Here is a 26,668-nt window from a genome sequence, read left to right as displayed (position 1 = left end):
CGCGTGTAGCCGTTGGCCGGGCCTCTGTTGGAAGTTACGCAGGCTACCAAGTCAGAGGTCCGTACGTGCGAGATGGCCGTTCTCTATAACTTGACCTTGTTGCCCTTGGCCGCGCGCTCGATCTCTTCCTGATGCGCTTTTACTGCGGCGACCAGCAATGCGCGCTCGTCAACCAGACGCTTGCCTTCATAGCTTGCCACGTGGATTTCCGCGGCGAGGGCGCCTTGGCCTGCAATGATGCCGGAATAGGTTACGGTGCCGCATTGTGCCCGCGGCGTGACGCTCTCGATCGGCGACTGCGCACTGACCGCGCATTCCATATTGCCGAGTGGCGCACCGGCTGTCGTGTAGGCCCAGAGCAAGCTGCTCGGATCGCTGCTGAAGGTCGGCTTGCCGTATTTCTCGACGAGGCTGTCGACAGCGGCTTGATGCAGCACGCCGTTGCCTAGCTTGAGCACACGGGTGACGAAAAGAGCCTTCTTCGACAGGTGGCCGAAGGTGACAACTATTTCGTCCTTGCACGGCCCATTCGGCACCGTCGAGCTGCAACCACGGATCTTCGCCAGGGAGGCGGGGACGCCGGGCCGGGCGTTCCAGCTCGCCATGTCGACGACCTTCATGGTGGCGTCATGCGCCTTGAGCGCCGCGCGCGCCTGGTCCGGCGACATGCCCAGCTTGAGGCCGACGATGTCGGTGGTCTTGGCCTGGCCGAACGACGGCCCGGAGACGCCAAAGGTGGCGAGTGCTACGGCTGCGGTCAGCAGGTACTTCGTGGTTTTCAAGTGCGCTCCTTTGCATGGGGTGGAAGCCCCCAGTTTGAATTGTCAATTCTACGAAAATGCAACAAATGCAACTTAGTATAGCAATGCTACAAATTGCAAGTCAAATCGGGGGAGGCGTGGCAGCTGGCAAAGGACGGCCTTGGCCTAGAGTGACAATTAGTGGATTTTGCATGTAAGCAAGATGCTATCCTGAGCAGCGTGGCCGAGTTCGGCCAAGAGCGGTCGTTGAAAGCTCATCAGATAAATTGGAACATCTAGCCTTATTGAGCGCCCCGGAACATATCTTTCACGCGGCCTTTGCAAATCGACATACAGAGGCACCGATGACATCTAACATCCAAATACCTTTTTCTGCTCGGTATAGGGGGGAACACCGCCAGATTGATGGGGACTTTCCACGCACAGCCCGCATCGCTCTCTTGCATTTGCTGCTGGATTTGGTCGAGCAGCAGTACGTGGTAGGTTGGCATGCTATCGCAAGAGAGCTTCAACGAATCGCTAGAAGACCGGCGGCTATTTATGACTCACTTAACGTGCCAAGTATCGAGAAGGCCAATGAAGACGCGCACAAGTTGATATGGGATATCGATTGGGATAGGGTTTATGATTTCTGCGAACGCCTCTACGGCCACTTAGTATGTGAAGTGGGCGAAGAGGGCCAATATGGCTATGTTGTTTCGAAAGCTAGGTCGGAAGTTCAGGCTTATGTGAGTGATGAGCTTCAACGCATATTCTTGGAGGAGCAGCTAGCGGTCGAATTTAGCGACGGGCTTGTAAGACGGCAGGGCCGAAAACACACCGTCAATATGACCACGAAAGCACAGGTAGTGCTTGGCGATAGTCGCTTGACAGAGGCCCGCAAACACTACGATAAGGCTTTACAGTTCTTCCGCCATCCTTCAAGCCCTGACTATGAGAACTGCGTGAAAGAATGCGTCTGCGCAGTTGAGGCCGCTGGTAGAACTTTGTTTCCAATGTCAAAAGCGAACACACTGGGGGACTTAGCCAAATGGCTTGGCAATACGTCTGAAGTCACAGTTCCGAAAGCAATAGCACAAACAATCACTGGCATTTATGCGTATAGAAGCGGGGGGAATGGAGTCGGCCACGGTGGAGCTGAGGGCGGAGTCGCCACTCTTGAAGTGACGGAGTATGTACTTGCTCTTTGCGCATCGCAGATAATTTTCCTAGTCGATGTTTCCAAACAACTTGATACTGAGGTGCCATTTTGAATGCATCAATTTGGAAATATTCGTCCGAATTCGGCCAGAAGCAGCCGGGCAAAAAAATGCATGAAACAGAACAGGATGATGATGTCGAATTGTAGCTGGCCCAGCAAGGGAAAGACTGTGTCGCAATTGATAAGGGAATTGCAGTCCTTCGAAGATCAAGAAATGGAAGTTCGCATCTCTGTCGACGGCGGTGAGACCTCAGTTCCCATTTCGTTGGTCGGGAAGGTTAATGGGCGATTCGCGATGCTTGAGAATTGCGAGGAGACGCCAAGCGTACTCAATCACCATTCAGGTCAAGGCTGAATTCGGCCAATTGCAGACGTTGGAAACGCGATGGTAAAATGAGCAAAATAGGGTTTTCGCTTTGTGGAATTTATGCTGCCATAATCGTCGGCTGCGTAAGCTATGCTTTCCTTGGCGGCTTAGATACGAAGAGCCGCTTTATGTTTTTGCAGATTCCAATTGTGCTTCAATCGGCGCTTGCCGACAAGCTTGGTTTGTTGGGAATGCTAGAAAACATTTCGTGGATTTCTGCATATATTATTTTTGGCGGTCCGATTTTTGCCATGCTGTACATTATTGGAATCATGCTGGACTCGGCCCGTACAGCGAAAAAAGCCACATAAATATTTCTAGGCCGTCTGATACTGAGAAACTGAAATCGGCCAGAAGCCGACGATGGTGGCTATAAGCGATGGGGTATTAGATTGATTAATCTTAACAGATTGGAAGAAATGGTGACTGATATGTCGGTGCCTCCTGATGTACGTCGTATCAGCTCAGCATTAGTCGCTGCGATTACCGATTGGCCTACTTATAACTTGGTCTCTGTCGAGCCCTTTCTGCTGGAGTTAAAACAGGAGTTCGGAGAACTCTCGAAGGTCAACCTCTGCCGTAAGATGCAAATTCTTTCGGTGCAAGCGGATGCCTGGAAGCTCACCTCGCTCTCCGAGTTATTAGAAGCATGGGATGGCACTGATGAACATATCCAGCTCGACGAGTTGGTTCAACGGATTGTGGCGTATCGACAGTAGTCGGCCACAAGCGGACGGTCACGCCATGATAAGTTACCTGATGAAGTGTTGATGATGATTCGTTCACGACCCCAGATCTTGCAGGACATTAATAATTTCGAGCCAACGCGTGATGGAAGCTGGCTGGGCTTGGAAGCGCTTCTCTCTGAGCTATGGAAAACCCAGATATCTCAAGGGTGTTTGAGCACATTATTCCGTGTTTTTGAGAGGTTTCCTGAAGAGGATGGTGCAGGAGTCTTCTGGAGTATTGTTCACGGAATCGAATCAACGAACCTTGCCTACGAGGCTGCGTTACAGGCATCGCTAGAGCGTCTGCCATCTGAGTTTGCAGAACTGATGATTAATCGGCTTAAGAAATCAAGATGATCCTGAGTACGACCAAATGCGGACGCTGATTGCAACTGAAGGTGTGGAAATAGCTATGGACCAGCGTGCTCTTGTCGTTCGACTTCAAACCCCGTTTGCAGAGTACTGCGCGGATGATGCCACTGCGCGGGATGTTATTCTTGCCGGACTGAGCTGGCCCACTGACACCCCAGCCGGTTATTGGCAAAGGTTGGCAGTTGACTGGATTGAGCAAGGGGCGGCCGTAGATATTGAAATGGCTGAGTTCCTTGAAGTAATCGCGACAATGGTAAAACTCCCTCAAAAGCTGCGCCACAAGGCTCGGGCAATCGTGCGACGGCGGCAATCCGAAGAACAAGCGTTTCAGCCCTGACGGCAATATCGGCATCTACCGGCCAACAGCGGACGCAAAAAAATAGATTTTATGCATGGATACGACCGATGATTAGTTTGGTGGTACAGGTAGATCGCTTTCTTGATGACCACTTTCCAGGGTTTGTCGGATGCGTGCTTACCGATGCTGACGGCATACGACATGAATTTGTAGAGAAAGTCCCTGTGGTTAGCACGAGCGATTTGAGGTCTTCAAGCCTCTATCCCCAAACTGGACACATCGTCTGCATCATTGAGGAGCAATGGATAGATGAATTGGGGCGACGCCTGGTCCGCGTTAACACAGAGAAGCCTTGGTCGGTAGAATCGGTAGCTGGAAAGACCAGGTTCACGGTGCTCGAAGAGCAGATTTTCGCGGGCTAAGCTTAGGCAGTGTACGGCCAGTTGCAGACGGTCGAAAAAAGCAGCAACCTAACAATGGAAATGTTCTTTTAATGCGTAATCGTTGGGCCAACGAATGACTCAAATTGAAATACTCGATGATAGCGTTTCGTGGCCGCTCACCATCCCTATTGGGCGCAGCAACTACGATGGCGTACCGTCGGCCGTCGCTACTCTTAGTGCGGACATCAAGCCATGGCAGTTGATTGGGTGGAGAGACCCAATTTCGAATACGATTGGAGTAGCTCGAAAACACCAAGCGATTACTCTTAGCATCAATAGTGTGGATGCTATTTCGATCAGCTTTATGCAAAGAGCAAAAGGCCCAGGCTTTGTTTCGCTTGAGGCGAAGATTCAAAGAAGCCATCGGCCGGTCATCCTATTCGAGGTCGTGCACTTCGATGAGGATGCGTTACGTTGGCTTCGCGACAGAACGCAGCAACTGGAAATGTTGTTCGGCATTCCTATTTCCGTAAATGACTATGGTTCAGACTATTAAAGTCCTGCCCAACCTTGCAGTCAACAGGATTACCTTCACACTGATCGCTCCAACAGCCGGTTACTTTAAAACATTGATGCCGTAGGCAGAATCCGGCCAGAAGCGGTCCTTCGAAAACGCCTGAGCTCAGGCAATTGTCGATGGAGGTCGGATCGAACCAGCTGAACGGAACCCTGAGAGCCCACTTCAAAGATCTCGCCGGCAAGTGCGACAAGAGCTTCGACACGATCCTGCTCGCCCTCGGAGCTGGCGACCTGAATCCGTAAGCGTGGAGCACCAAGTGCCGACTGCGTGCTCTTCGGAACTCGGTGCTGATCATCCACTGGTTTAAGTTTGCGTTTTTAAGGCGCTATGAGCTCCAAAACTTCAAAAGGTCCCCATGGAAAAATACTCTCACCCTATACAGCCGCTAATGTTGCTCGATGATCAAAGTCCACTTAGAAAAGGTGGTGTGTCAAGGAAAGGCGAGGTAACAATTTCCACGGATTTACAGGGGTACATTTTTTCGTGTGCAAAGGGGCTGGGTGTGCTCACTTCCGCATTGGACAAAGCAGCGCTTTCGATTGAATTTCTTGCCCAATCTGTAAAGCCTCTAAAAGGCTCTAGTTATACACACGCCGAACAAATCCAGTTTGCTATTGAAAACTATTTCATCCGTAGCGCCACGATCTATGATCGAGCGCTTATTTTTGCCAATCATCTGCTCGATTTAGGCGTAGCAGATGAATCTACGTCGCATCTGCAAATGGTCACCAATAGGCATGTTAAGCGCTACCAACTGGCCGAGCACTTGAAAGATTTGGGAAAAGTATGTCGCGAAAAGAACGTAGAGCGAAATGCCATAATTCACCATCGTAGCTACTCCAAGGACGAGTTCAACCAATTTTCGATGATTATTTCCGCAAATGAGGTTAGCAAACAGGCTGGCGAGAAAGCACCATTTCCGCGCAAGGCGGTGAATGACCTTACCGATGCGGTGTTGAGTGACCACACGGCGGATTTCGAAGAGCACCTAGAAAAGGTCACGCGGTCGCTGAATGATTTTCTCGACACTGCAGCAGCAGTGTACAAAATCCGGAGGGCGAGCTATTCGAACAAGGCCGATGGAGAAGCCACGACATAGACGCTCCGGCAGGCGAGGGGATCGAAGCCGCCGGGGCATCGACAGGTTTAGCATTCTGGACAGTGCAGATTTTATGTTTGCACCCTAGGCGCGGTAACAGTTGAGCTTGTGAATGTCCGCAATGGGGCGATTGCTGTCAGTCGAATTTAAAATTGGAATGGTCGCTACCGGCCAGATAGCTGACGTAGAGTGACTCCGCTTGAGAGGGTTTGATGAGTAAAGTTCAGAATGGATTAATAGGAATCACTAGCGCGGTCATCAGCTTTCTCGGGGCTTATTTCAATTACTCGGGCCTTGAGGATTTCTCTGGAATAGTCAGGCTGATCGCCATCATCCTGTCTGCGCTGGCAATAGGAATGTGCCAAGGTTTTATTGTTGACCGCGCCGGGCATAGAGCCATAGGCACAGGTGCTTTTTTCGGCATATTGATATTGTTCTCCCCCGTCGTCGTCGTGACCTACGGATTCGCTTTGATGGCACTTCCACTGCTAGCAGCTTTTGCGTTGCTTGTATTCTTTGGGGCGAAAATTGGAACGAATCTTCGACTAAATTCTTGCTGCTGGGCATAGCAGGTTCAGTTTTCAAAAAAGTAAAAAGTTGGCCCCAATCCGTGAACATGCTTGCCGCAGCGCGCTAGCGTGTACAAATAACCCCGTAGGGAAAGCAAGATAGCTCAATTGTCCTCAATCACCAATCCGGCGGGCGGGACAGGCGGCCAATGCCCGGCCGCCGTTTTCATTTGAAACCACTTGTGCATGCCTGCATCGTCGAGCGCGTATTCGCCCTTGGCCGATTTCCAGATCAGCGCCGGCGACAAGGCGCGCAAGGAATCGATGGCGTTTTGCACCTTCGGCGGAGTTGCCTTCTCCCCCGGTTTTTCGCGATAGAAGGCGAGGGCGCCGGCGTCGTAGGGGCGGAACCTATCCTGCTGCTCCAGCATGCGCCAAAGCACGGCCTGCTCCAGCGGCCGTAGCGCCAGATAGGTCGCCTCCATCGCCCGCTCGTCCTGCGTGCGCTGTTCGGCGGCGAGGCGGGCGACATCGGCTTCGAAACCTGGTAGCGGCAAGTGGAGCGGATTCAGTACCGCGCCGAGGGCGTTGACGAAGGGTTGCGGCCGCTTGCCGAACAACTGGAAGGCTTGCCACAGCTTGCCGTTGTCCGCCGGAAGCAATTGCGGGTTGACCTTCCCGGGCGGTGCGGACGGCTGCTCATGGTCTTCTCCAGCATTATCCCGTTCTGGATAATGTTATCACTTGCTGGATAAAACGGGATAATTGCCAAAACATCAATCAATTCTTTGGAGCAGCATGCGCCAGTTCATTTCCCACGTCGCGCCGCCGTCGAGCGACATTGCCTGCTCCCAACGGGCGCTGTCGGGCGCGATATCCGACCAGGTGTAGCGCAGCCGGATCGGCTTGCCGTCGAGCTGGTCATCGCATTCGAAGACGCCGACGCCCTTGTCAAACTTGCCAACCACCGGCGGCAGCAGCAGGCCCGATGTGTCCAGTCCGGCGGTATTGTTGTCGAGCCAGTAAATGCTCCAAAGCCTGGTCTGCGGGTTGAACAAGCGCAGCGACATGCCGACAAAACCGGGCCGCCAGCTGTCGGCGATGAAGTCGTCGAAGTTGCCTATGCCGCCGGGCAAGGCTTGGTTGTGTTGGGTGGCGTCGAAGGTTTCCCATTCGTCGTTGTTCTGCAAGCGCTTGCGCAGTCGGCGATTGTCGACCCGCCAGCGGCCAAGGAGAAAATCGAAATCACGGATGCCGTCGCTCTTCATGCCGGCACCGGTCCTTGGCGCAGGCTGCCGATCAGGGCGTCGTCCGCTTCGATCACCGCCGTCGTATAGTGCTCGATGCACGCCATAACGGCCTCGCGCGGTCCTTGCAACCAGGCCGCGCTGGCATAGAAATCATCCTGGCTCCGGCCGCGCTGCGCCAAACTTTGATATGCCCGAATCAACAGGTAAGAGTCCCGCGCATGCATGGACGGTCGCGCCGCCACGACGTCGGTGCCCGCCGCACGTAGCAGCGGCAGGGATTGTTCCTGCATAATATGGTGGAACTGTCCGGCGGAGCCGGGCTTGAGCGTGTATGTCCTGATTTCAACAATTCGATCCATGTGTTCTGTCCTATTGGTAAGGTAGAACGATGATATGGCCCCGTGCGCCTCACCACAACGCAGCATTCAAGGTGTTTTGGGCCGGGCGGCACCACTATTGAAGGTTTTTTGAGAGGTTTGCTTTGAATGTTGATTTGGACGCCTATGACCGCAAAATTATTGCGCTTTTGCAAAGCGATGGCCGTCTTAGCTTCTCGGAAATCGGACGCAGGATTCACCTGACGTCACCCGCCGTGGCCGACCGGGTGCGGCGACTGGAAGAGGCCAAGGTGATCGAAGGTTTTGGCGCGCGGGTGAATTTGCGGGCACTCGGTTACAGTTTCGAGGCGTTTATCAACATCACGGTCGACTCCCACGCCGCGCTCGATGCGTGGGCCGCGTCGCACGCGGAAGTGCTGGCGCTACATGCGACCACCGGCAGCCATTGCGCGCTGCTGCGTGTCGCCTTGACGGCGCCGGAGCACTTGCAGGCGCTGCTGCAGTCGCTGGCGCAGATCGGCAAGACAACAACGTCGGTCGTGTTGTCTTCGCAATTCGAAGACCGGCTCCGCTTGCCCGGCGATCAGCTTCCCCCTGCGCCGTAAACGAGGGCGCCGCGCCGCGCTGTCCTTCGCGGCGCGCCGCGCGCCGGCCTGGCTTTCCCGTCGCGCCGGCGCCCTTGGCCGAAAGTTGCCGGCCTGTAGGGTTTCCCCTACAACAAACCACCCCGATTTCCCCTACAAAAACTGACGGCGATGCCCGATATCGGATTCGCCCGCCAGCGTTGATACTGTGTACATAGACGAGAAGCGATTCACCGTTATCTTGCAACAAAAAACACAGGGGAGTAGCAAACATGACAACGACCATGCATATGGTGGCATCCACGGCCCAGCCGGCCATGACCACCCAGAACAAGTGTGCCGTGTGCAGCTTCAAGAAGCTGTGCCTGCCCTTGGGCCTGGACGAGGCCGATGTCGGCCGTCTCGACAAGATCATTGGCCGCCGCCGCCGCGTCGCCCGCGACGAGAACCTGTACCGCATGGACCAACCCTTCACCAGCCTGTACGCGGTGCGCTTCGGCCATTTCAAGACGGCCCAGGTCAATCCCGACGGCAAGCAGCAGATCACCGGCTTCCAGATGGCCGGCGACCTGCTCGGCATGGACGCCATCGGCGCCGGCCGCCACGCCTGCGCCGCCGTGGCGCTGGAGGACAGCGAGGTGTGCGAGATCCCCTTCGCCCGCCTGCAGGAGCTGTTCGGCCAGGTGCCGCAACTGCTGCAACACTTCCACCGCATCATGAGCCAGGAGATCATGCGCGAGCAGAACGTCATGCTCTTCCTCGGCAACATGCGCGCCGAGCAACGCTTCGCCGTGTTCCTGCTCAACCTGTCGGCGCGCTACGCGGCGCGCGGCTACTCGCCGAGCAATTTCCAGCTGCGCATGTCGCGCGAGGACATCGGCGACTATCTCGGCCTGACCATCGAAAGCATCAGCCGCCTGCTGTCCAAGTTCCGCAAGGCCGGCTGGATTTCGATCGACAACCGCGAGCTGGCCATCCTCGACCGCCCGAGCCTGGAGGCGCTGTCGACCGGCGTGGCCGCCGCGCCGCGCAACAACGTCGTCGAGATCCGCCAGGCCGTCGCCGCCTAGCCACAACTGCAATGTTGAATTAACCGTCCGCTTGACGCACATCAAGAGTGCCTGCTGACTGACTTGCAGGGCGCCAGTACAGTGGGGCTGTACAGCCGCGTCCCTGCCGCAGTATCGCGGCGCGCCGCGCCGGCCGCAACGAGGAGAAACGCAATGAGCAGAATCGCACTGGTCACCGGCGGCACCCGTGGTCTCGGACAGGCCGTCTCCCTCGCCTTGCAGCAGGCCGGCCACCAGGTGGCGGCGGTCTACCACAGCCACGACGAGGAGGCGCACGCCTTCGCCGCGCAGAGCGGCATCCGCGTCTTCCAGTGGGACGTGGCCGACTACGCCGCCTGCCGCGCCGGCGTGGCCCGCGTCAGCGAGGAGCTGGGCGCGCCGGATATTCTGGTCAACAACGCCGGCGTGACGGCCGACGCCATGCTGCACAAGATGACGCCGGAGCAATGGTGGCTGGTGATCCAGACCAACCTCGGCTCGATGTTCAACATGTCGCAGCAGGTCATCGAAGGCATGCGCCAGCGCGGCTTCGGCCGCATCGTCAACATCAGCTCGATCAACGGCCGCAAGGGCCAGCTGGGACAGTGCAACTACGCCGCCGCCAAGGCCGGCATCCTCGGCTTCACCAAGGCGCTGGCGCTCGAGGGCGCGCGCAAGAACATCACCGTCAACGCCATCGCGCCGGGCTACTGCGACACCTCGATGGTGGCCAAGGTGGCGCCGGAGACGTTGCAGGCGATCATCGCCGGCATTCCGGTCGGCCGGCTCGGCACGCCGGCCGAGATCGGCCGCATGGTCGCCTTCCTCGTCGCCGAGGAGTCCGGCTTCATCACCGGCGCCACCTTCGACGTCAACGGCGGCCAATATATGGCCTGACGCCCCCCAGGTTTACCGTGCGGCGGCCGCCAAGGCCGAAGCGATCCGTTTTTCAACTGTGCTGCCAAGGAAACTATCATGTTCAAAACCATACTGCTGCCTACCGACGGTTCGGTGATCTCCAACGCCATGATGCGCCGCTGCATCGAGATGGCCAAGGAGACCGGCGCCAAGGTCGTCGGCCTGCACGTGATCCCCGACTTCCACGTCTTCGCCTACCAGCCGGAGATGGTGATCGACACCCGCGAACAGTACAAGCTCGACAGCGAGGCGCACGCGCGCAACTTCCTGGCCGACATCACCCTGGCCGCGCAGGAAGCCGGCGTGCCCTGCGAAACGTTGTTCGTGCAGGACAACGAGCCCTACGAGGCGATCGTCAAGGTGGCCAAGGAGAAGGGCTGCGACCTGATCTGCATGGCCTCGCACGGCCGCAAGGGCGTCAAGGGCCTGCTGCTGGGCAGCGAAACGCAGAAGGTGCTGACCCACAGCCAGATCCCGGTGCTGGTGTTCCGCTGATTCGTGCCGCAGGACTTGTTGCCAACCAACAGGGAGAGCGCATGACCGCATCAAGGCGACCTGGCCACGCGGCTCGGCCGCCGTGGCGGCCCGCATGCTTGCTCCTGCCGGCCTTGCTGGCCTTGGGCGCGTGCGGCATGCTGCCGACGCCGAGGGCGCCGGCAACGGCGCCGCCGCCGGCACCGCCGGCCGCTTGGAGCGGTGCCGCCGACGCGGCGTTGGCGCAGGCCGGGCAGGGCGCCTCGCTGGCGGCGTGGTGGCAACGCTTCGGCGATGAGCGTCTGGTCGGCTTGATCGAGCAGGCGCTGCGGGCCAACCACACGGTGGCCGGCGCCCGCGCCGCGCTGCTGCAGGCGCGCGCCACGCGCGACGCGGCCGCCGCCGGCTTGGGCGTGAACGTCTCGCTGAGTGCCTCGGCGCAACAGAACAAGGTGGGCACGACGGCCGCCACCGAAACCTACAACGCCGGCTTCACCGCCGCCTGGGAGCCGGACGTGTTCGGCCTGCGCCGCAACGCGCTGGCCGCCGGCGAGGCGGAGCTGCGCGCCAGCGAGGTCAGTCTGGCCGACGTGCAGCTGGCCGTGGCGGCCGAGGTGGCGCTGGACTACATCGCCCTGCGCGGCGCGCAAACGCGGCTGGCGATCGCCCGCGACAACCTGGCCAACCAGCTGGAAACCCTACAGATCACCGACTGGCGCGTGCAGGCCGGCGCCTTGACGGCGCTCGAGGGCGAGCAGGCGCGCGCCGCCAGCGAGCAGGCGGCGGCCCAGCTGCCACCGCTGGCCACCAGCGCGGCGCAACTGGCGCACGCGCTGGCGCTGTTGTGCGGCACCACGCCGGACGCCATGGCGGCGCTGCTGGCGCAGCCGGCCGCCGTGCCGCAGGCCGGCGCCGACCTGGTGCTGAGCCTGCCGGCCGACACGCTGCGCCAGCGTCCGGACGTGCGCGCCGCCGAGCACCGCCTCAACGCGGCCTTGGCGCGGGTCAGCCAGGCCGACGCGGCGCGCTATCCGGCCTTCCGCCTGGAGGGCTCGATCGGCCTGCGCGGCCTGGGCATCGGTTCGTCCAACGGCACCGACCTGTTGCGCGCGCTGCTGGCCAGCGTGACCGGCCAGGCCTTCGACGGCGGCGCCAGCCGCGCCCAAGTGCGCCTGCAGCAGGGCGTGCTGGCGCAGACCGAGGCGGCCTATCGTGGCGTGGTGTTGACCGCGCTGCAGGAGGTCGAGGACGCGCTCAGCGCCATCGGCGGCGAGCGCGAGCGCCTGCGCCGCCTGGGCAACGCGGCCGACGCCGCCGGCAACGCGGCGCTGTTGGCGCGGCAGCGCTACAGCAGCGGCCTGGTCGACTTCCAGACGGTGCTGGAGACCCAGCGCTCGCTGTACGCCAGCCAGGACGGCGTGGCGAGCACCGCCGCCGCGCTCAGCGCCGACCATGTGCGCTTGTACAAGGCGCTGGGCGGCGGCTGGACGCCGGACAGCGTCGCCGATGGCGCCAAGGCCGGCGGGGCCGCCACCAATGCCGCCGCCGCCGATGCGGGCGGCGGAAGCGCCGCCAAGGCCGCCGGCGCCGGCGCCGCTTCCTCTTCCGTCGCGACCGCTCCGGCCGCGTCCATTTCCAAGGTTTCACCATGAGCACAGACAACGCCGCCGGCGCCACCATCGACGATCCGCGCGCCGCGCCATCCATCGCCGGGGTCACTGCCAGGACCACCGTGCCGGTCGACGCCGCGCCGGACCAAGCTGACGCCGCGTCCTGGTGGCGCCGGCCGCGCCAGCGCCGCCTCGCCCTGCTGGGCGGTGCCGTCCTAATGGCGCTCACCCTGCTGCTGGTCTGGCTGGCGCGGCGCGAGGCCGCGCCGACCACCAGCTACCGCACCGAGCCGGCCAAACGCGGCGACCTGGTGCTCAGCGTGACGGCCAACGGCAGCCTGCAGCCGACCCGCTCGGTGAACCTGGGCAGCGAGCTGTCCGGCACCGTGGCCAAGGTGCTGGTCGACGTCAACGACCCGGTGCGCGCCGGCCAGGTGCTGGTGCGGCTGGACACGGCCAAGCTGGACGACCAGATCGTCCGTTCGCGCGCCGCGCTGGCGGTGGCGCGCGCCGAGCTGGCCCAGGCCAGGGCCACCGCCGCCGAAGCGACCAGCGCCCTGGCGCGGCTGGAGGAGGTGGCCCGCCTGTCCGGCGGCAAGGTGCCCTCGCGCGCCGAGCTGGAGACCGGCCGCGCCGTGCTGGCGCGCGCCGACGCCGCCGTGCAGAGCGCGCAGGCGGCCGTGGTCAGCGCCGGCGCCACCGTGTCGACCGACGCCACCAACCTGGCCAAGGCCTCGATCCGCTCGCCGATCGACGGCGTGGTGTTGAGCCGCAGCGTCGAGCCGGGCAATGCGGTGGCCGCCTCGCTGCAGGCCGTCACCTTGTTCGCGCTGGCCGAGGATTTGCACCGCATGCGCCTGTTGGTCAACGTCGACGAGGCCGACGTCGGCGCCGTCAAGCTGGGCCAGGCGGCCCGCTTCACCGTCAGCGCCTACACCAACCGGCAGTACCCGGCCACCATCACGCGGGTCGCCTACGGCTCGACGATCACCGACAACGTGGTCACCTACACCACCTATCTGGACGTCGACAACGCCGACCTGAGCCTGCGTCCCGGCATGACCGCCACCGCGACCATCCGCGCCAGCGGCCGCCACGACGCGCTGCTGGTGCCCAACAGCGCCTTGCGCTTCTCGCCGGCGACCCAGCCGGCGGCCGGCGGCAGTCTGGTGAGCAGCCTGATTCCGCGCCTGCCCGGCCGCGCGCCGCGCCGCGCCGGCGCGGTCGCCGGCGCGCAGCGGCAGATCTGGGTGCTGCGCGACGGCGTCGCCGAACCGCTGGCGATCAGCACCGGCATCAGCGACGGCCGCATGACCGAGGTGACCGGCGGCGCGCTGCAGGCCGGCATGCTGGTCATCACCGACCAGGTGGCCAAGCAGTGAACGGCCCGCTGCCGCCTGCGGCCACCGCCGCCGCCATGCCGCTGATCCGCCTGCGCGGCGTGTGCAAGCGCTACGGCAGCGGCGCCAACGCGCTGCTGGCGCTCGACCACGTCGACCTCGACGTCGCCGAGGGCGAGTTCGTCGCCATCATGGGCCCCAGCGGCTCGGGCAAGTCGACCGCGATGAACATCCTCGGCTGCCTTGACACGCCGACCGAGGGCGAGTACCGGCTGCGCGGCCGGCCGGTGCAGCAGCTGTCGCGCGACGAGCGGGCGCTGCTGCGGCGGCGCCACCTCGGCTTCATCTTCCAGGGCTTCAACCTGCTGGCGCGCACCTCGGCGCAGGACAACGTCGAGCTGCCGCTGCTGTATCGCGGCGAGGGCGCCGCCCAGCGCCACGCCCTGGCGGCGCGCGCGCTGGCCGCCGTCGGCCTGGCCGGCTGGGAGCAGCACACGCCGGCCGAGCTCTCCGGCGGCCAGCAGCAGCGCGTCGCCATCGCCCGCGCCATCGTCACCGAACCGTCGCTGCTGCTGGCCGACGAGCCGACCGGCAACCTCGACACCCAGCGCAGCCGCGAGATCATGGAGCTGCTGGTGCGCCTCAACCTGGAACACGGCATCACGGTGCTGATGGTCACCCACGCGCCCGACCTGGCGTTGTACGCGCGCCGCATCGTCCGCTTCGTCGACGGCCGCATCGCCGGCGACGAGATCAATCCGCAGCCGGTGTTGGCCAGCTTGGCCGCCGTGGCGGGGGAGGGCTGATGCTGTTCAACACCATCGTGCTGGCGCTGCGCTCGATCCAGCGCAACCTGCTGCGCTCATTTCTCACCATGCTCGGCATCGTCATCGGCGTCGGCGCGGTCATCACCATGGTCACGCTGGGCAACGGCGCGACGGTGGCGGTGCAGCAGCAGATCGCCAGCCTGGGCAGCAACCTGCTGATGGTGCGGCCCGGCCAGCGCCAGGCCTTCGGTGCCGGTGGTGGTGGCGCCGTGGCCTTCAAGGAGGCCGACGCCGAGGCCATCGCCAGCCAGATCGGCGGCGCGGCGGCGGTCGCGCCGGAGGGTCGCACCAGCGCCACGGTGGTGGCCAACGGGCGCAACTGGAGCACCAGCGTGATCGGCAGCAGCGACGCCTGGTTCGACGCCGGCAACTGGAAGCTGGCCGCCGGCCGCCGCTTCGAGCCGGCCGAGCTGCGCGCCGGCGCCGCCGTCTGCATCATCGGCGAAACGGTGCGCCGCGCGCTGTTCGAGCAGCGCGACCCGCTCGGCGAGCTGGTGCGCGTCAAGCAGTTCTCCTGCACCGTGGTCGGCCTGCTGGCCTCGAAGGGGCAGGGCGCGATGGGCATCGACCAGGACGACATGGTGCTGCTGCCGCTGCACACGCTGCAGCGCCGCGTCACCGGCAACCTGCGCGTGGCCACGCTGCTGGTGTCGATGCGCGATGGCAGCGACAGCGCCGTCGTCAAGGCCGGCCTGACCCAGCTGCTGCGCGAGCGGCGCAAGCTGGCCGCCGACGACGAGGACAATTTCAACGTGCTCGACACGCGCCAACTGGCCGACACCATGTCCGGCACCACCCGCGTGATGACCATGCTGCTGGGCGCGGTGGCGGCGGTCAGCCTGCTGGTGGGCGGCATCGGCATCATGAACATCATGCTGGTCAGCGTGACCGAGCGCACCCGCGAGATCGGCCTGCGCCTGGCCATCGGCGCGCTCGAGCGCGACGTGCTGCTGCAGTTCCTCATCGAGGCGATGGTGCTGGCCGCCCTGGGCGGCTTGAGCGGCGTGCTGCTGGCCGCCGTCGTCACGGCTTTGCTGGCCGGGCTGATGCACCTGCCCTATCTGTTCAACCCGGTGATCAATCTGGTGTCCTTCCTGTTCGCCGCCGGCATCGGCGTGGTGTTCGGCTACGTGCCGGCGCGGCGCGCCGCCCGGCTCGACCCGATCGAGGCGCTGCGCCACGAGTGAGGGCGGAGTTGCCGCCCCCGGTGGACGAGCGGCGAATCGCGGCTGGCGGCGCGGCTTGGAACCCCGGCTTTGGCATGATGGCGGTGCGGTGCGCGGCGCGGCCCCGCTGCCAGGCCCGCCACCATTGCGGCCGGGCTGCCTGCGCGATTAGCGCCAGGCCAGCCAGTACGGCACCCAGGCCGCCAGCAGGATCGCCAGCAGGCCGAAGGCCATCGGCACGAAGAAGGCGCGGCCGCCGCTGGCCGCCGCCAGCAATTTGCTGCAGGTGTTGCTGCTGATGACCAGCAACAGGCTGAGCACCAGTTCCGGCGGCGTCAACGTGCCCGAGGCGGCCAGCGACAGCACCGAGCCGGCCGCCGCGTGGGCGTCGACCAGGCCGGCCAGAATGGCGCCGGCGGTGGCGGCGGCGCTACCGAAGTGGTTGTGGGCGAAGGCCACCAGGCCGGTCGCGCCGGAAAGGATCAGCGCGAACAGCAGCGCCTGCCAAACGCTGAAGGCGCGGCCCGGCGGCGTGCCGTGGCGCGCCGTGGCGTTGGTGGCGCGCAGGCGGATGGCCGACAGCACCAGCGTGGCCAACAGCGCGGCGCCCAGGCTGGGCGCGACGTGGCCCAGCATGTTCGGCGCGACGGCCAGCGCGATCACCAGCAGCAGGATGTAGGTGGCGACGTTCGACAGCAGCGCCGCCGTCACGCAGGGGCCGAGCAGGGTCGGATCGGCGCGGTAGCGCTGGCCCATCGCCGCCGTGGTCGCGGTGCTCGAGACGAAGCCCGAGGCCAGTCCGGCCACCGCCAGGCCGAGGCCCGGGCTGGTCACGCGCAACGCGATGTGGGCGGCGCCCTGCAAGCCCATGATGACCACCGCCACGCCCCACAGCCGGCGCGGGTTGGCGCCCAGCAGCCAGTCGCTGGCGGCGTCGGGCAGCAGCGGCCAGACGATCAGCGCGGCGCCGGCCAGGATCAGGCCGTCGCGCAGCTCGCCGGCGCGCAGCGTGACGCGGGCGAAGTGGTGCAAGGGTTGGCGCAGGTTGAGCATGCCGGCGATCACCACCGCCGCGCCGGCGGCGATGCCGGGGTGGAGCACCGCGCACACGCCAAGTAGGTAGGCCAGGAAGAAGGCCAGTTCGGTGGTCACACCCGGGTCGTCCGGCCGCCGGCGCCAATACGAGATGGCGCACAAGGCCGCGACCATGGCGGCGCCGACCACCACCAGGCCGGCCGCCAGGATCTGCGCCAGCGCGCCGCACAGGCACACCAGGGCGACGCTGCGCACGCCGGCGAAGCCGCGCTGCGGCCCGCTGCCCTTGCGCCGCTCGCGTTCGATGCCGATCAACAGGCCGCAGCCGAGCGCCACGCTCAAGCCGGTCAGCAGGGGGAGGTAGGGCAGGCCGGCCAGGGCCGCGTTCATACCGCCGGGCCTGCTGGCGCCGGCGCGGCGGTCAGCGCCGCAGCGCTGGTGCCGCCGGACCGGGGCGACAGGGCCGCCTGCCGCCGCGCCACGGCGCGGGCGCCACGGCGCGTCCTTGGCTGCGCGCAAGGAGTCGCGCCACGGCCGGCCGGCCGCGACGCGTCAGGCCGCATGGGCCGTGGCGAGTTGCGGCTGGCGCGTTTCGGCCTCGTCGGCGGGGGGCGGGCTGACATAGCCGCCGGCCAGGCGTTGCAGGCCGGCGGCGTCGAGCACGGTGACGGCGCGGCCGGACACCTCCAGCAGGCCCTGGCTCTTCAGGCCGAACAGCAGGCGGCTGACGCTTTCCGGCGTCAGGCCGAGGAAGTCGGCGATGTCCTGCCGGCTCATGTGCAGGCGGAAGCTGGTCGAGGAGTAGCCGCGCGCCGCGTAGCGCAAGGAGATGCCGAGCAGGAAGGCGGTCAGCCTTTGTTCGGCGCGGGTGTTGCGCAGCAGGAGGGCGGCGTCCTGCTCGCGCGCGATCTCCTTGCTGAGCATGGTGTAGAAGTGGCGCTGCAGCGGGATCAGCGCCTCGCGGCGGGCGTGCAGGCAGTCGTAGGAGATCTCGCAGACCTCGCTGTCCTCGAGCGCGATGGCGCCGCAGCGGTGGTTCGCCAGGCCCATGGTGTCGAGCGCCATGTGGTCGCCGCTGATGTGGAAGCCGACGATGCGCTGCAGGCCGCCCGGGTCGAGGTGGTAGGTCTTGAAGCTGCCGTAGCGCACGGCGTAGAAGCGTTCGCCGACCGGTTCGCCGAGCTGGTACAGGTGGTCGCCACGGACGATCTTGATGCGCCGCTGCACCATCTGGCAGTCGGTGGCGGTGCTGGTCAGGCTGGCCGGCAGGCAGATGCGGCCGACCAGGCAGGTCGAGCAGTCGATCTTGGGGCCGGCGCTGGCGGCGTGGTGGGTCTCGGCGGGAGGCGGAGTGAGCAGGCGATTCATGTTGATTGTCTTTCTTGCATGCTGACTAAACAGGTGCTGGATGGCCCCTGGCAGCAGGGGACGGTATTCGGCATTGCTGCGCGGTTGAAACGGCCCGCCGGCGCCGCCTTGTGGGCTGGAATGACGGGACTTGAACTATGGCAAAAAGCTTATCAACGGCGAAGTGAAGAAACCTTGATCTAGGTCAAGTAGTGCCTTGTTTCGGCCGTGGCAGGATGATTTCCAAGGGCGGCGTGGTCAAATCGGCGCCCACAGGCGGGGTCAGGTCCGACATTCGGACACGGCCCCAGCATTCCGCCGCTCGCTGCGGGTTCAGCGCCGGTACGGCTCAGCTCGTGTCCGAATGTCGGCACTGACCCCGCCTGCTGACGCTGCCCCGCCCGCTGAGGCCGCCAGGCGCTGGCCGCGTGGTTGGCGCCGGCCGGCCGCGCCTCGCGCCGCCGTGGCGCATTTCGTCGCATCGGTCGGCGCCGGCCTGCGCGCCGGCCTACAGTTCACTCCTGTCGCAGCCACTCGCGCTGTCAGCCACCAGGAGACGAACATGTCAACACTCACCACCGCCACACTGTACGGCACCCTGCTCAAGTTCGTCGAGACCCGCCGCTTCGTCGAGGAGAGCGCTGCGGGCCAGTTCCTCTATCCGTCGACGCGGCCCGCGTGGCGGCCGGCCCGCTGGCGCTGGCGCGCTTGCCCTATCGCGCGCCGCACTGCTTTCATGGTAACTTCTTGCCGGCGTGAAGAGATGGCCGCCTGAGCGCCCGCCGGGCGGGACGGCAGCGCCCCGCCGCGCCGGCCCGAAGCGGCCCATTCTGCGCGGCGGCGTTAGTCGCAGCAGCAGCAACTAGCAGCAACTAGCAGCAACAACGAGGAGCAACAACGCATGACAGTTCCATCCAGCCGGCCCGAGCTTTGTGTGCCGACCCATCCGCTCGATCTGCTGCCCTGGTTCCGCCGCTGGCCCAGCTCGCCGTTGCGCGATCTGCTCTACACCGCCGTGTGGAACGCCTGCATCGCCCTGGTGCTGGTGGCGGTCAACATGCTGTTCGCCGACCGGCGCGAGCCGTTCGCGCACTACTGGTGGCCGACGCTGTTGATCTCCAACATCGTCGGCTATCTGATCCACGGCAGCCAGCACCTGTTCAACCATCTGCTGCGCGGCTGGCCGTCGCGCGCCAAGGGCCTGCCGCGCCGCGTCTACTATGTGACGCTGATCAGCGCCTGCGTGGTGCTCGGCGTCGCGCTCGGGCTGGCGCTGCTGCGCGGCGCCAGCCCGCTGCGCTACCTGCTCGACAGCACCATGCTGACCACCACGCTGCCCTTCGCCGTCTTCGTCGCCCTGTTCATGGCGCTGGTGGTGGTGCTGGGCGAGCGGCGCATCGTCACCGAGACGCTGGCGGCGCGCCAGGCCGAGCAGATCGCCGCCACCGGCCGGCTGCTGGCCGAGGCCCGGCTGCGCGCGCTACAGGCGCAGATCGAGCCGCACTTCCTCTACAACACGCTGGCCAACGTGGTCAGCCTGATCGAGTTCAAGCCGGCGCTGGCGCGGCGCATGCTCGAACGCTTCATCGACTACCTGCGCGCCAGCCTGGCCGCCAGCCGCGCCGAGCAGGCCACGCTGGGCGCCGAGGCCGACATGGTCGCCGCCTACCTCGACGTGCTGGCCGTGCGCATGGGCGCGCGGCTGAGCTACCGCATCGACATCGCCGACGGCCTGCGCCAGACCCCGCTGGCGCCCATGCTGCTGCAACCGCTGGTGGAGAACGCCATCAGCCACGGCCTGGAGCCGAAGGTGGATGGCGGCGAACTGCTGCTCAGCGCGCGCGTCGACGGCGCCATGCTGTGCCTGCAGGTGAGCGACACCGGCGCCGGCCTGGGCGCGCCGTCCGCCAAGCCCGGCGGCGGCGTCGGGCTGAGCAACATCCGCGCGCGGCTGGCCAGTTTGTACGGCGGCGGCGCTCAGGTACAATTATTGGAAAACCAACCTTGCGGCCTGACCGTGCGTCTGCTGCTGCCATTGAACACGGAGCCATCATCAACCATCCCCGCGCCATAATCGCCGACGACGAGCCGCACCTGCTGGACTATCTGGCCAGCCAGCTGGCCGGCGTCTGGCCCGAACTGAAGGTCGTCGCCAAGGCCGCCAACGGCCTCGACGCGCTGCGCCTGATCGACGAGGAGGCGCCCGACGTGGTCTTCCTCGACATCAGCATGCCCGGCCTGAGCGGGCTGGACGTGGCGGCCCGCCTGGCCGCCGGCGCGCGGCCGCCGCGCATCGTCTTCGTCACCGCGCACGACCAGTACGCCGTCGACGCCTTCGAACACGCCGCCGTCGACTACCTGCTCAAGCCGGTCAACCTGGAACGGCTGGGCAAGACGGTGGCCAAGCTGAAGGCGACGCTGGGCGCGCCGGCCGCGGCGTCGGCCATCGACGCCGTGCAGGCCCTGTTGGCGCAGCTCAGCGCGCAGCTGCTGCCGGGCGGCGCCGCCGGCGGGGCCGGCGCTGCCGGTGCCGGTGCCGGCGTTGGCATGAACGTTGGCGCTGCGGCCGCCGCAGGCGGCACGCAGCCGTCCGCGCCCGCGCCGGTCGCCGCGCCGTTGCAGTGGATACGCGCCGCCCACGGCGAGGAGACCCGCCTGATTCCGATCGAGGAGGTGATCTACTTCCAGAGCAACGACAAGTACACCAGCGTGTTCCTGGCCGGCGGCGAGAGTTTGATCCGCACGCCGCTGCGCCAGTTGCGCGAGCAGCTCGACGAAACCAACTTCTGGCAGATCCACCGCAGCGTGATCGTGGCGGCGCGCCACGTCGCCGGCACCAAGACCGACTTCCGTGGCCGGCTGATGGTGCAGCTGAAGGGGCGGCCGGAGCAGCTGGTGGTCAGCCGCAACTATGTCGACCTGTTCCGCCAAATGTAGATGGCAACGGCACTCCGTCTCGACATATCGGACGTGGGAACCGCCAAAAAAACAAGAGGTCGGCGTCGATTTCCCCATGCTAACTAGCCGGCAATTGCGTCAGGTCTTGCTCGATGGCGCCACGGTTCAGCCGTATGACCCGTCTGGCCATGGCGATCGTTTCTGGCCGGTGGGCGACACAGATACGTGTGATATCAAGCGCTTGCACCGCTGCGTTGACCTGCCGTTCACGGTCCATATCCAAATGGCTCGTCGCCTCGTCTAGTACCAGTACTTTGGGTGCCTTGTACAAGGCGCGAGCGAGTAGCACGCGCTGTTTCTGGCCGCCGGACAAGGTCGTGCCCATGTCGCCGGTCAGCGTGTGATATCCCATGGGCATCGCCGCGATGTCGTCATGGATCGCTGCCAGCCCCGCGCATTCCTCGACACGTTTCTGGTCAATGGCGGGATCGAAGAAGCTGATGTTGTCGGCCATTGATCCAGTCAGCAGTTGATCGTCCTGCATGACCACGGCGATTGCAGCGCGATAGGCTCGCTGTCCGAGCTGTTTGATGGGGACGCCGCCGTAACGTATCTCACCCTCTTGCGGCGATAGCAAACCGAGAATGAGCTTGACCACGGTGGTCTTGCCGCAGCCCGACGGCCCAACCAGTGCGAGCGCTTCCCCCGCTTCGATGGTGAGGTTCAAATGGCGGACTATCCAGTGTTCGCCGTCGCCATAGCGAAATCCCACGTCAATCAATTCGATACGCGCGGCAAGGCCTTCAAGTGCCACGTCGTGCGCCGCAGTCTCTTCGGGAGCCTCCTGAACAATATCGGCCAGGCGTTCTGCATGCAGTGACAGCATCTTGAACTCGATAAATTTATCGATCAACGAGGACATGCGACCACTGAATTGGCCGCCATATGCGGTGAACGCGAACAGCATGCCGACTGTAAATGCGCGATCCATGACCATGTGCGCCCCAAGCCAAAAAACCAGCAGGTTTTCCAGACCGAAAACGACGGAATTTGCTGTGCCAAACCACAACATGAATTTTTGCGTGCGCAGCCCGCGATTGACGGAGTCGACCATCAGATTCAGCCAGCGGCTGCGGCGGTCGAGTTCCTTCCCGAACAGTTTGATGGCGCGTACAGCGCGGATGGTTTCAAGGAAGCAGCTTTGCTCTTTGGCGGCCAACGTGAGTCCATCCTGGCTGGCTTCCCGTAGCGGGAGATAGGCGGCAGCGCGCAACAGGGCATAGAGCAGTACGGCCGCCAGCACCACCATGGATAGGGCCGCACTGTAAATAAACATCATTGCTAATGTCGCGATGCCCATCAAGCCGTCGAGCATCGCGGCGATGAAGCTGGTAGTCAGCGTACGCTGGATCGCGCCGACGGAACTGAAACGGGACACAACGTCGCCCAGATGCCGCTTTTCGAACCAGGCTACCGGCAAGTGCAGCAGGTGTGTGAAGACATTCGCTACCCATTGCAGGTTTAGATGAGTCGACAGATACATGACGGCCCAGCCCTGTGCCAAAGATATCGCGGCCTGCGTTACCAGTAGCAGCGCAAAGCCGATCACGAGCACATTGAGCAAGTCGCGGTCGTTCGACACCAGCGCTTCGTCGACCACCCATTGATTGAACATGGGCGAGATCAGCGAGAACACCTCCAGCGCCAGCGCCATTACGAAAATCAAGCCCATGGAGCGCCACAATCCATCGACTTTGCCCAGAAGCTGGGAAATCGATGTCCGGCGACGCGCAATGGCGGGCCTGAATTGTGCTGTGGGAGTCAGTTCCAGCGCGATGCCGGTGAAATGTTTACTCACCACTTCGTATTCGAGATGACGTATACCGACGGCGGGATCGTGGATGATAATTCCTCTCTTGCCGGCGCGTTTGAGCACCACAAAATGGTTGAGATCCCAATGCAACAGGCATGGCGTTTTCAAATCATGCAACTCATCGACTTCAAGACGCAAGGGTCTTCCACTAAGTTGCAGCCCGTCGCCGTAGCGAATGATTTGAGCGAGATTGGCACCTTTCATCGATAGCGAAAAACGCCCACGCAGGGTTGGTAAATCCGTGCGGAAGCCGTGATAAGAGGCGACCATGGCTAGACAGGCCAAGCCGCATTCCGCCGCTTCGGTTTGGCGCAGCATAGGCAGACGGCTGGCGCCGAATTCGAGTTGAAATAGATCCGACATGTGGGAGCTCATTTGGTATGGCCTTTCGCGACGCTCAGGATAGGATCGATGATCCATTCGATCAGGCGTCGGCGATCTTGGTGTATGTCCGCTTCAAGCGTCATGCCTGCGCGGAACTGCTGTTCTTTTCCATAGGCGAGCAGAGTCTGCTGTGCCAGCTTCACGGCTACCCTGTAAACAGGTTCTTGAGCATTGGCTACTGTCGATGTGCCGGCCTCGGTGACCTCACCAATGGGGCTGCGTTCAACCCTGAGCACGATGCCAATGACCGTGCCGAACTTTTGATATGGGAACGCGGCCAGGCGCAAATGCACCTGTTGGCCCGGCTCGATAAAGCCGATGGCACGCGAAGGCACCAGCAAGTGCGCCTCCAAAGTGCTGCCGGTGGGAATGATTGTCGCCAGGGTAGCGCCGGTCTGCACCGACTGCCCAGGCTCGACAGTCAGTGCGGTGACCGTGCCTGCCGTTGGCGCCAGAACTTGCAAGCGGCTGCGCCCCTGATGCTCAGCCACCTCCTGATCGAGACTGGCGACGCCGCGTGCCGCCTGTGCGGTGTTGAGTTGGATTTGTCCGTCGATTTCTTGCGCGTCTTCCTGAATTTGCAGTACCTCACGACGGGATGCGAGGCTGGTGCGTTCCAGTGTCTGCCGGCGCGCAAGCTGGGCGTTGCAGTCATTTTCGATCTGACTGAGCTGCAGTTCGGAGACGAAACCTTGCTGGCGCAAGGTGATGTAGCGTTTGAGCATATTTTCCGCGCTGAGAACGCGAGTGTCCTGTAGTTTGATCTCTTCGGCGAGACGGGCGATTTCAGCCTGACCCAGTTCTAGCCGAGCGTGTAGTGATCGTTGGCGTTGTTGCAATTGCTGGGTCTGCAATAGTTTTTCCTGCGCCATCAGGTCTCTGCGTGAGATAAGGGAGGTCTCGATGCGCTGATCGAGGTCGCCGTCCCGGCTGCTTCGTTCGGCGCTCAATTCGTACATGACCTGCCCGGCGACGGCGGTGTCACCTTCCTGGGCCTTGCGCTCCAATACGCGGCCGAACTGAGGCGCGACGACCTTGATTGCACCGCTTGTTGGAGTCAGATTACCCGCCACGCGGACTTTGCGGGTGTGTTCCCCCAGCACTAGATAGAGTGTCAGAGCCAGTGCCAGCACTGCTGCGGTCCATGCTGCTAGTTGCAGCGGAATCGGGCGGGCGAGCACAATGCTGCCAGCCCATTGCGTGCTGCGCGCGGCAAGCGCTTCATGGCGGAAAAGTGGGGTGTCCATAGTCATTTATTCCTTGCGGATTGGCGATCAAGCCATGGCCATGTCAAGTCCAGCGGGATCTTGGATCTGGCACCTGCGGCGGCCACCAGCGCAACGACTGCCACCACGCATGAGTAGAATAGAGCGACATTGAAATTGAATATGGGCATTGTCGCCAACAAGTAGCCGTTGGTCAGGACGATTCCCACCCCGCATACTATGGCGGGATGGTTGGCGCGGATTGCCGTGAGGATGAACAAGACCGGAAATCCTATATCGACGAGTAATAGGAGCGATGGCAGGGCAGTCATTTTGAATGTCTGCATGTCCTGCTCATAGATGACCACCAGCGAGGTAAGTGGGTCAGTCGACCGAAGTTGAGTTACGGTTGCTACCACACACATTGAGGGAGCAACCCAGCAGGCACGAACGACGCCCTGTATCGCACGGATCAAGGCATCCTTCAAAATGAGCGGCAAGCGCCGTTGCGATGCTGGCGTTGTCATTTTTTTTGCTCCTCTGAGAACGCGAAGCCTATTTTTTGATTTTTGGTGTCAAAAATTATGATTGCTTTGCCAAAAAAAGAAGGAATTCCGATAAGCCCGTCAATACCTTTTTCTCGTATAGGAATGCCATCCCGCAAGCAGTACGCGATTGTCAATTTCCCCAGTGTGATTGATCCAACATCAATGTTGAGCAAGGATGGGGCCGAAACGCAGTCGAAAAATCGACCGAGTGTGTAGTCCCGAATTTTCTTATTCCTAAAGTCGCTTAACTCTCTTCCCGTCATTTTCTTCCAAGATGATAGATCGAAGACAACGGCATCCGAAATGCTAACACCTGTATCTAATATATATTGGCCTTGTGACTTCCCCATAGTCGAAATATTTATTGCCGGAAGTCCTGTTGTATAGGTGTACTTCTCGTATGAAATTTTTTGAGGTAAGTCATCCTCGACTTCAGATACGTCATTGGTGAGTGCTACCCTATCTTTTATGTAGTCGACAGTCAGAACGGGGACGGAAAATGCATTCAAGCCGACCAAGCCTATAATGTCGGTTTTCATACTTGGGATGGATGTTTGCAAGAGGAATGCCTTATTAGAAAATTTCGTAGCGGCAATTTCTCCATTCACTATGAAACCATAGTTCATGGTGTATAGAAAACCACTCGGAACGCTACTGCGTGAGCTGTTGTCGAATATTTTTGACAAAGAAGGGTTGGAAGATATAATATTCTTAAATAAAAGGGATATTTCCGCGCCGGTGTCAAGATTGAAGTAGTAAGTCTTGCTGGAACCTACGATGTGTGCCGGCAATAGCATGCTCCTTTTTGAAAAATTTCCATCTGGCTGTTTCTGCCAAACCCATTGGGCGGAGGTCCATTCCGCGCCTGATACAGGAAAAGCTGTTAATAGGTATAGAGGTAAGATGTACTTGATGCATGACATTCTCATTTCGTGCCCCTTTGGTCAATATTCGCCAGATCACTGGCGAATATATGCACAGAAATCTACTTTAAACTATCTCATATCCTGAATGTTTTTGATCATCCCCCCCCCACCCCAGCAGCACAACCGATTCCAGCAACCATTCTTGCATTGAAATTAGTGCTGGGGGATACCACAGAAGCGGCTTTTGATGCCGGAAAGGCATCGAGTGCGCCGCGAATGCAGTTTGCGGAAACAGTTTGAACGCCTACCATAATGCTCTCCATGACGGATGGTGTGTAGGAGGGCGCGGGCGGATTGTAGGAGTAATTTCCATTATCAATTTGGCTGAACGCGCGGGATGAATTTAAACCCGCCATGTCCATGTAATTCCCGCTACCGCCACCGTGGCTACCACCAAAACCGCCTCCACTGCCGTTACCATCAGTTGACATAGACGGGATTGGAGAATCTTCCTCGTCCCCGCCAGCAATATATTTAAGATTATCAAAGTTTAATTGTTCCACAATTTTCTCCTAGATGGATTAACAAACATCATGCAGGCGCACTTTGGTCGCCAGACTCCCGTATGTCTATTTCATAGCACAATATAGTGATGACG

At 61.9% G+C, this 26,668-nt stretch carries 31 protein-coding genes; 20 read left to right on the top strand and 11 right to left on the bottom strand.

What is annotated here, in order from left to right:
• Positions 1-83 precede the first annotated feature (83 nt).
• Positions 84-782, bottom strand: coding sequence for a hypothetical protein (locus QC826_RS14620; RefSeq protein ID WP_279766238.1), 699 nt, complete (start codon positions 780-782; stop codon positions 84-86).
• 323 nt (positions 783-1,105) lie between these two features.
• Between QC826_RS14620 and QC826_RS14615 the strand changes: the two genes are divergently transcribed.
• From QC826_RS14615 to QC826_RS14575, 9 genes are all read left to right on the top strand, one after another.
• Positions 1,106-2,014: a hypothetical protein gene (locus tag QC826_RS14615; protein ID WP_279766236.1), complete on the top strand. Its 909-nt coding sequence runs from the start codon at positions 1,106-1,108 to the stop codon at positions 2,012-2,014.
• A 341-nt stretch (positions 2,015-2,355) separates the two neighbouring features.
• Positions 2,356-2,640: a hypothetical protein gene (locus QC826_RS14610; RefSeq protein ID WP_279766235.1), complete on the top strand. Its 285-nt coding sequence runs from the start codon at positions 2,356-2,358 to the stop codon at positions 2,638-2,640.
• 81 nt (positions 2,641-2,721) lie between these two features.
• Positions 2,722-3,048, top strand: a complete 327-nt coding sequence (locus tag QC826_RS14605; protein WP_279766234.1) for a hypothetical protein — start codon at positions 2,722-2,724, stop codon at positions 3,046-3,048.
• A gap of 51 nt (positions 3,049-3,099) precedes the next feature.
• Complete coding sequence (locus tag QC826_RS14600; protein WP_279766233.1) at positions 3,100-3,414, top strand: hypothetical protein; 315 nt, start codon at positions 3,100-3,102, stop codon at positions 3,412-3,414.
• A 16-nt stretch (positions 3,415-3,430) separates the two neighbouring features.
• Positions 3,431-3,766 (top strand): hypothetical protein, encoded by a 336-nt coding sequence (locus QC826_RS14595; RefSeq protein WP_279766232.1) that lies wholly within the window; start codon positions 3,431-3,433, stop codon positions 3,764-3,766.
• Positions 3,767-4,243: 477 nt separating this feature from the next.
• Positions 4,244-4,666: a hypothetical protein gene (locus QC826_RS14590; protein ID WP_279766231.1), complete on the top strand. Its 423-nt coding sequence runs from the start codon at positions 4,244-4,246 to the stop codon at positions 4,664-4,666.
• Between the two features lie 140 nt (positions 4,667-4,806).
• Positions 4,807-4,932, top strand: a complete 126-nt coding sequence (locus QC826_RS14585; RefSeq protein WP_279766230.1) for a hypothetical protein — start codon at positions 4,807-4,809, stop codon at positions 4,930-4,932.
• A gap of 113 nt (positions 4,933-5,045) precedes the next feature.
• Entirely contained in the window at positions 5,046-5,789 is a 744-nt protein-coding gene (locus QC826_RS14580) for a Cthe_2314 family HEPN domain-containing protein (RefSeq protein ID WP_279766229.1), read from the top strand.
• 212 nt (positions 5,790-6,001) lie between these two features.
• Entirely contained in the window at positions 6,002-6,358 is a 357-nt protein-coding gene (locus tag QC826_RS14575; RefSeq protein ID WP_279766228.1) for a hypothetical protein, read from the top strand.
• A gap of 104 nt (positions 6,359-6,462) precedes the next feature.
• On the opposite strand, the gene QC826_RS14570 is transcribed toward QC826_RS14575, so the two are convergent.
• The 3 genes from QC826_RS14570 to QC826_RS14560 all read right to left on the bottom strand — a co-directional run bounded on the left by QC826_RS14570 (position 6,463) and on the right by QC826_RS14560 (position 7,907).
• Positions 6,463-6,960: a hypothetical protein gene (locus tag QC826_RS14570; RefSeq protein WP_279766227.1), complete on the bottom strand. Its 498-nt coding sequence runs from the start codon at positions 6,958-6,960 to the stop codon at positions 6,463-6,465.
• A gap of 114 nt (positions 6,961-7,074) precedes the next feature.
• Positions 7,075-7,566, bottom strand: a complete 492-nt coding sequence (locus QC826_RS14565; RefSeq protein WP_279766226.1) for a hypothetical protein — start codon at positions 7,564-7,566, stop codon at positions 7,075-7,077.
• Positions 7,563-7,907: an NIPSNAP family protein gene (locus QC826_RS14560; RefSeq protein WP_279766225.1), complete on the bottom strand. Its 345-nt coding sequence runs from the start codon at positions 7,905-7,907 to the stop codon at positions 7,563-7,565. The genes QC826_RS14565 and QC826_RS14560 overlap by 4 nt, the downstream gene beginning before the upstream one ends.
• A 134-nt stretch (positions 7,908-8,041) precedes the next feature.
• Here QC826_RS14560 and QC826_RS14555 point away from each other — a divergent pair, with 134 nt between their 5' ends.
• The 8 genes from QC826_RS14555 (at position 8,042) to QC826_RS14520 (ending at position 15,875) form a co-directional block, all read left to right on the top strand.
• The gene (locus tag QC826_RS14555; protein ID WP_279766224.1) at positions 8,042-8,491 is read left to right on the top strand and encodes an Lrp/AsnC family transcriptional regulator; all 450 of its coding nucleotides are present in this window, start codon (positions 8,042-8,044) and stop codon (positions 8,489-8,491) included.
• A gap of 296 nt (positions 8,492-8,787) precedes the next feature.
• Positions 8,788-9,540 carry a fumarate/nitrate reduction transcriptional regulator Fnr gene (fnr, locus tag QC826_RS14550; protein ID WP_279766494.1) on the top strand — a complete coding sequence of 251 codons (753 nt, stop codon included), beginning with the start codon at positions 8,788-8,790 and terminating at the stop codon, positions 9,538-9,540.
• A 153-nt stretch (positions 9,541-9,693) separates the two neighbouring features.
• On the top strand, positions 9,694-10,416 hold the full coding sequence (gene phbB, locus QC826_RS14545) for an acetoacetyl-CoA reductase (RefSeq protein ID WP_093388860.1): 723 nt from the start codon (positions 9,694-9,696) through the stop codon (positions 10,414-10,416).
• A 78-nt stretch (positions 10,417-10,494) separates the two neighbouring features.
• Positions 10,495-10,932, top strand: coding sequence for a universal stress protein (locus QC826_RS14540; protein WP_279766222.1), 438 nt, complete (start codon positions 10,495-10,497; stop codon positions 10,930-10,932).
• 41 nt (positions 10,933-10,973) lie between these two features.
• Complete coding sequence (locus QC826_RS14535) at positions 10,974-12,563, top strand: efflux transporter outer membrane subunit (protein WP_279766221.1); 1,590 nt, start codon at positions 10,974-10,976, stop codon at positions 12,561-12,563.
• Complete coding sequence (locus tag QC826_RS14530; RefSeq protein ID WP_409567829.1) at positions 12,560-13,903, top strand: efflux RND transporter periplasmic adaptor subunit; 1,344 nt, start codon at positions 12,560-12,562, stop codon at positions 13,901-13,903. Before QC826_RS14535 ends, QC826_RS14530 begins: the two co-directional genes overlap by 4 nt.
• Before the next feature lie 35 nt (positions 13,904-13,938).
• Positions 13,939-14,667 (top strand): ABC transporter ATP-binding protein, encoded by a 729-nt coding sequence (locus QC826_RS14525; protein WP_279766492.1) that lies wholly within the window; start codon positions 13,939-13,941, stop codon positions 14,665-14,667.
• Positions 14,667-15,875, top strand: a complete 1,209-nt coding sequence (locus QC826_RS14520; protein WP_093388863.1) for an ABC transporter permease — start codon at positions 14,667-14,669, stop codon at positions 15,873-15,875. The genes QC826_RS14525 and QC826_RS14520 overlap by 1 nt, the downstream gene beginning before the upstream one ends.
• Before the next feature lie 147 nt (positions 15,876-16,022).
• Here the strand turns inward: QC826_RS14520 and QC826_RS14515 are convergent, their stop codons facing one another.
• Complete coding sequence (locus tag QC826_RS14515; protein ID WP_093388864.1) at positions 16,023-17,279, bottom strand: MgtC/SapB family protein; 1,257 nt, start codon at positions 17,277-17,279, stop codon at positions 16,023-16,025.
• Positions 17,280-17,441: 162 nt separating this feature from the next.
• On the bottom strand, positions 17,442-18,257 hold the full coding sequence (locus QC826_RS14510; RefSeq protein ID WP_279766220.1) for a helix-turn-helix domain-containing protein: 816 nt from the start codon (positions 18,255-18,257) through the stop codon (positions 17,442-17,444).
• A 541-nt stretch (positions 18,258-18,798) separates the two neighbouring features.
• Between QC826_RS14510 and QC826_RS14505 the strand changes: the two genes are divergently transcribed.
• From QC826_RS14505 to QC826_RS14495, 3 genes are all read left to right on the top strand, one after another.
• The gene (locus tag QC826_RS14505; protein ID WP_279766219.1) at positions 18,799-19,011 is read left to right on the top strand and encodes a hypothetical protein; all 213 of its coding nucleotides are present in this window, start codon (positions 18,799-18,801) and stop codon (positions 19,009-19,011) included.
• 126 nt (positions 19,012-19,137) lie between these two features.
• Positions 19,138-20,310: a sensor histidine kinase gene (locus QC826_RS14500; RefSeq protein WP_279766218.1), complete on the top strand. Its 1,173-nt coding sequence runs from the start codon at positions 19,138-19,140 to the stop codon at positions 20,308-20,310.
• A gap of 20 nt (positions 20,311-20,330) precedes the next feature.
• A complete protein-coding gene (locus QC826_RS14495; RefSeq protein WP_409567882.1) occupies positions 20,331-21,173 on the top strand; it encodes a LytR/AlgR family response regulator transcription factor in 843 nt (280 codons plus the stop codon).
• A gap of 79 nt (positions 21,174-21,252) precedes the next feature.
• Here the strand turns inward: QC826_RS14495 and QC826_RS14490 are convergent, their stop codons facing one another.
• The 5 genes from QC826_RS14490 to QC826_RS14470 form a co-directional block, all read right to left on the bottom strand.
• Complete coding sequence (locus tag QC826_RS14490) at positions 21,253-23,370, bottom strand: peptidase domain-containing ABC transporter (protein WP_279766217.1); 2,118 nt, start codon at positions 23,368-23,370, stop codon at positions 21,253-21,255.
• 8 nt (positions 23,371-23,378) lie between these two features.
• Entirely contained in the window at positions 23,379-24,644 is a 1,266-nt protein-coding gene (locus QC826_RS14485) for an HlyD family secretion protein (protein ID WP_279766216.1), read from the bottom strand.
• The gene (locus tag QC826_RS14480; RefSeq protein ID WP_279766215.1) at positions 24,641-25,123 is read right to left on the bottom strand and encodes a hypothetical protein; all 483 of its coding nucleotides are present in this window, start codon (positions 25,121-25,123) and stop codon (positions 24,641-24,643) included. Before QC826_RS14480 ends, QC826_RS14485 begins: the two co-directional genes overlap by 4 nt.
• Entirely contained in the window at positions 25,120-26,067 is a 948-nt protein-coding gene (locus QC826_RS14475; protein ID WP_279766214.1) for a hypothetical protein, read from the bottom strand. Before QC826_RS14475 ends, QC826_RS14480 begins: the two co-directional genes overlap by 4 nt.
• A gap of 98 nt (positions 26,068-26,165) precedes the next feature.
• A complete protein-coding gene (locus QC826_RS14470) occupies positions 26,166-26,573 on the bottom strand; it encodes a hypothetical protein (protein ID WP_279766213.1) in 408 nt (135 codons plus the stop codon).
• Positions 26,574-26,668: the final 95 nt, after the last annotated feature.

The sequence above is a fragment of the Rugamonas sp. DEMB1 genome, from assembly GCF_029834475.1.
In the GTDB taxonomy this organism is placed as follows: Bacteria; Pseudomonadota; Gammaproteobacteria; order Burkholderiales; family Burkholderiaceae_D; genus Rugamonas; species Rugamonas rubra.
The sequence above is the reverse complement of the archived record's forward strand: the minus strand, read 5'-3'. Positions and strand labels throughout refer to the sequence as shown.